This is a genomic window from Pandoraea sp. PE-S2R-1 (genome assembly GCF_002179865.1).
Taxonomy (GTDB): Bacteria; Pseudomonadota; Gammaproteobacteria; order Burkholderiales; family Burkholderiaceae; genus Pandoraea.
This window is the reverse complement of record NZ_NGUR01000102.1, coordinates 1-481: the sequence shown is the minus strand read 5'-3', so window position 1 is coordinate 481 and position 481 is coordinate 1. Positions and strand designations below refer to the sequence as shown.

1 protein-coding gene is annotated in these 481 nt (G+C 60.3%); it reads right to left on the bottom strand.

Going from position 1 to position 481, the window contains the following annotated elements; translation table 11 throughout:
* Positions 1–123: 123 nt before the first annotated feature.
* On the bottom strand, positions 124–481 hold a 358-nt coding region (locus tag CDV44_RS27225; RefSeq protein ID WP_141118839.1), incomplete at its 5' end, for a phosphatase PAP2 family protein.

The window sequence follows — 481 nt, the reverse complement described above, 5'->3', positions numbered from 1 at the left end:
CCGCTACCCGCAGGCGAGCGGACGCGACATCAAGGAACTGATGAAGCTGGCGAGCCGCTACTGCAAGGTCAAGGACATGCCCTACACCGAGGACGTGTTCAAGCTTTGCGGACTGTTCCGTGGTTACGAGGGGTGAAGGGCAAGGTTGCGGCGCAGACTCATGCGCCGCAATGCCCAGATCACGACAAGGGCCAGTGCAATGCCGGCCAGAATGTCGACGAGATAGTGGCCGCCGAAAGGCACTGCGGCAATCGTCATCACGACGTTGACGACAGCAAGACCGACATTCCATCCCCGCAGATGCCGCGTGACGTAGACGAACACGACGGCGTGAGCGGCATGCAGCGACGGCAGGGAAATGAGGCCTTGATTGTCACTGAGGTTGATGACGCGCTGAGTGCCATCGCGCAGGGTGGCGAACTGTGACCATTCCGAGGCGTCGTACGCACGGACTTGTCCGAAATAGATGTGCGGATTGGAC